Source organism: Sedimentitalea todarodis (genome assembly GCF_032595355.1).
Lineage (GTDB): Bacteria > Pseudomonadota > Alphaproteobacteria > Rhodobacterales > Rhodobacteraceae > Sedimentitalea > Sedimentitalea todarodis.
Window position 1 is genome coordinate 1 of the sequence record NZ_JASMWN010000066.1, and the last position, 3,138, is coordinate 3,138.

General features: G+C 58.3%; 2 protein-coding genes and 3 pseudogenes. 3 read left to right on the forward strand and 2 right to left on the reverse strand.

The features are described 5' to 3' along the window. The first annotated feature begins 143 nt into the window (after positions 1–143). Complete coding sequence (locus tag QO231_RS25860; protein ID WP_316783129.1) at positions 144–686, forward strand: DUF3489 domain-containing protein; 543 nt, start codon at positions 144–146, stop codon at positions 684–686. A gap of 262 nt (positions 687–948) precedes the next feature. Further along, positions 949–1,569, forward strand: coding sequence for a hypothetical protein (locus QO231_RS25865; RefSeq protein ID WP_316783127.1), 621 nt, complete (start codon positions 949–951; stop codon positions 1,567–1,569). A gap of 228 nt (positions 1,570–1,797) precedes the next feature. Here the strand turns inward: QO231_RS25865 and QO231_RS25870 are convergent. Both QO231_RS25870 and QO231_RS25875 read right to left on the reverse strand, forming a co-directional pair. Beyond that, a pseudogene (locus QO231_RS25870) lies at positions 1,798–2,178 on the reverse strand (DNA-methyltransferase); the annotation flags it as partial. A 147-nt stretch (positions 2,179–2,325) separates the two neighbouring features. Beyond that, a pseudogene (locus QO231_RS25875) lies at positions 2,326–2,854 on the reverse strand (DNA methylase); the annotation flags it as partial. A gap of 162 nt (positions 2,855–3,016) precedes the next feature. Here QO231_RS25875 and QO231_RS25880 point away from each other — a divergent pair. Beyond that, positions 3,017–3,138, forward strand: a pseudogene (locus tag QO231_RS25880) (IS3 family transposase); the annotation flags it as partial.

Genomic DNA, 3,138 nt, shown 5'->3' on the forward strand with positions numbered 1-3,138 from the left:
CGGAGATCTTTAGCCTGAAGGAGCCCGTCAAGATCCCGCTGGTGCTGAGCCGCAACGAGATCAAGCGCATCCTGCTTATGGCTCCAAGCCTGAAGGCGCGGGTGATGCTGTCGCTGGCCTACCCGATCAGGCCGGAGGCTCAGATGCCCAAACTCACCGACACGCAAACCATCATCCTCAGCGCGGCCGCCCAGCGCGCTGATAATCTCGCAATGCCACTGCCCAATGGGCTGCATGGCGCCGCCGCCAATAAGGTCATCGGCATGATGATCGGGCGCGGCTGGCTCGAGGAGGTCGACGCCGACCTGCGCAAGGGCGAACCGCTCTGGCGCGAGACCGGCGATGGTCACGGTACCACGCTGGTCGTGACCGACGCGGGCCTGCTGGCCATCGGGGTGGAGCCCGTCGTGGTTAAGACCATGGCCGCGATCCGCATACATGCTGCCCAACCGCCCGCGCCCAAACGGCCGACACCGCGGGCCGGGACCAAGCAGGCGATGATGATAGAGATGCTGCAGCGGCCTGAGGGGGCCACGATGGAAGAGATTGTCACTGCCACGGGCTGGCAGGCACACACCATACGCGGCGCCATGTCGGGGGCCTTGGGCAAGAAGCTGGGGCTGGTCGTGGCTTCGGCAAAGGAAGAAGGCAGCGCTAGGGTCTATCGGATTGGCCAGAGCCGGTGAACTCTGCCGAGTGGCGGCCTTGAGCCCATTTTGCTGGACGCTGCGTCTCGCTCGAACGAAAGTAAGGCGTAGATAGCCAACCTTGTCACATTCCGTCAACCATGCGACATGGCATGTAAGACTCATCATTCGCTACGCTGGCCAAATAGACCAAAATACAAAAGTGATCAGTGCGGGCTTTTTAGCCTCGCAATCATAGTCCAGCTTTCTTGTAAACGGAAGCACCGTACGATCAAATTTGCAATCAGGAGAGTTTTTAGATTTGGACTGGAATGATATTTTAAAAATTGTTGGCACCCTCGGCGGAATTGCAACAGTATCAGCGGGCGTCGCCGCATTTGTAGGAAACTTCATATCCTCTCGTTTAGTGGAAACGCACAAAGCAAATTTGAGCTTGCAACTTGAAACCCACAAGGGTGAGCTTAACAATCTTGCTGATCGGAAGCGACTTATTCTGAAGCGTCAGGAGCTAATGTTTGAGAGAGAGTATGCCGCCGCCGCCGAGTTTTATAGATTTTTTTCAGGTGTAATTCCCGATCCATGGGCCCCAGATTTGGACTGGAGTGATGCGCAAGCCCACATTGCCGGAGACTTTCACCGGCACGCATCTGGATTAAAGAGATTCCTGATAGAGCATTCGGCTTCTCTAAGCCAAACGGTAAGACGAACCCTTGAAAAGGCGAAGCAGGTGGCAAACGAAGGTATTTTCGAGGTTGGTTATGACACTCGTGGCGAAGATTACGACTTTGACCTTACCCCCAGTGAAGGCGTTAGAAAAATTGTCGATCAGTTTTATGATTTGCTGAAGGAGGCTGACAAGCAGATTAGGTCAGATCTTGAGAGTGGTTCGTTCTCGGGAAGTGACGATGGCAAATCGATCTAGCTGACTCCGTTTCTGAACCTATTTATGACTGACCCTTTCAACTGAATGCTAGCGACGGTCCGCAGGCATAAACTCCCACTTTCTTACCCTCCAGACGGCTGCATTTAGTTAGGGCTATAAAAAGGCAGAAATCGGCCAACGGAGCCGAAAAGTGGAACGGCTGCGAATTCCCGCACTTCGACCGAGCAGGAGGCCAGTGTACGTTCCAGCCCGGTAAAAGAGGCGCGTTCATGCCGCTAGCCTCTTGGCTTTCAGCGCAGCAAAAGTCTCTCCTGTTTCCGCCAGCACGGCATTGGTGCCGGTGAACTGCTGCCAGCGCTCGATGGCGACATCGACGTAAGCCGGGTTCAATTCGATCCCGAAGCACACGCGCCCGGTCGTTTCGGCCGCGATCAGCGTCGTGCCGGAGCCCATGAACGGTTCATACACCGCCTGACCGGGGCTGGAATTGTTCAGGATCGGGCGGCGCATGCATTCCACCGGCTTCTGGGTGCCGTGGACGGTGGCGGCGTCCTGATCCTTGCCGGAGATATGCCAGAGCGTCGTCTGTTTCCGATCGCCCGCCCAATGAGCCTTGCCCGTCTTTTTCACCGCATACCAGCAGGGAGAGGTGGTCCTGGATTTTCGACCAGTTTGCAGCCTTGTTAAGATGGATCAGGTTTTCAAATCAGGCTGCTAATCTCATTGGTTCTGTTTTGCTGGCATATGCCTCGTCAGGGGTCAAGATTCCGTGCGTCGAGTGCGGGCGTTCAGCATTGTAGTCGGCCAGCCACTTTCCGGTGCGTTTGGTCTTGGCCGCCCCCGCCTGGTTGCGCCAAGACGGATCATATTCCACGCCGTAGGGTGGATCGGTGACCATAAGCAGCGGCTTCACATCGCCAAGAAGTCGGCCGACCACATCGGCGGATGTGCGGTCGCTGCAGATCAGCCGGTGCGATCCCAGCTGCCAGTGGTCGCCGGGCACCGACACTGGCGTGACCGGCGGTTCGGGAATGTTATCCTCACCCTCCACCGGCCCGTCGTCGCCCAGCGCATCCGGATCACGCAGCAGCGCGTCCAGATCCTCGTCGGTGATCCCGAGCAGCGACAGGTCGAAATCCTCGGCCAGCAGCCCCGCGATCTCGTCGCGCAGCATTGCCTCGTCCCATTCGCCCAACTCGGTCAACTTATTGTCCGCGATGCGATAGGCGCGCCGCTCGGCTTCATCTAGGTGCCCGAGCCGGATCACCGGCACGTCGGTCAGCCCGAGCATCGTGGCCGCCAGCACCCGGCCATGTCCGCGGAGCTGGCCACGGGGTGGCCATCCTTCAAATTGCTGAAACAGCCGCGGGCGTCAGACAGAAGGGACTCCTGATTGCCTTTCAGCGCCAGGCACCAATCACCGCCCCCTGCGTTGATAGCGGCCACTGTGCGGCGGTTGCAGTGCAGAGCGTCACCGGTCACAACCTTGTACACGGATGAGAAGTTGGGCGTCAGGCGACGACGGGGCCGCAAACGGGCCCGTGGCTCGCGCTCACCGATGCCAGAAGCACTGGGACCGGGTGAACGCTGGTCGCTGGACTTCCTGTC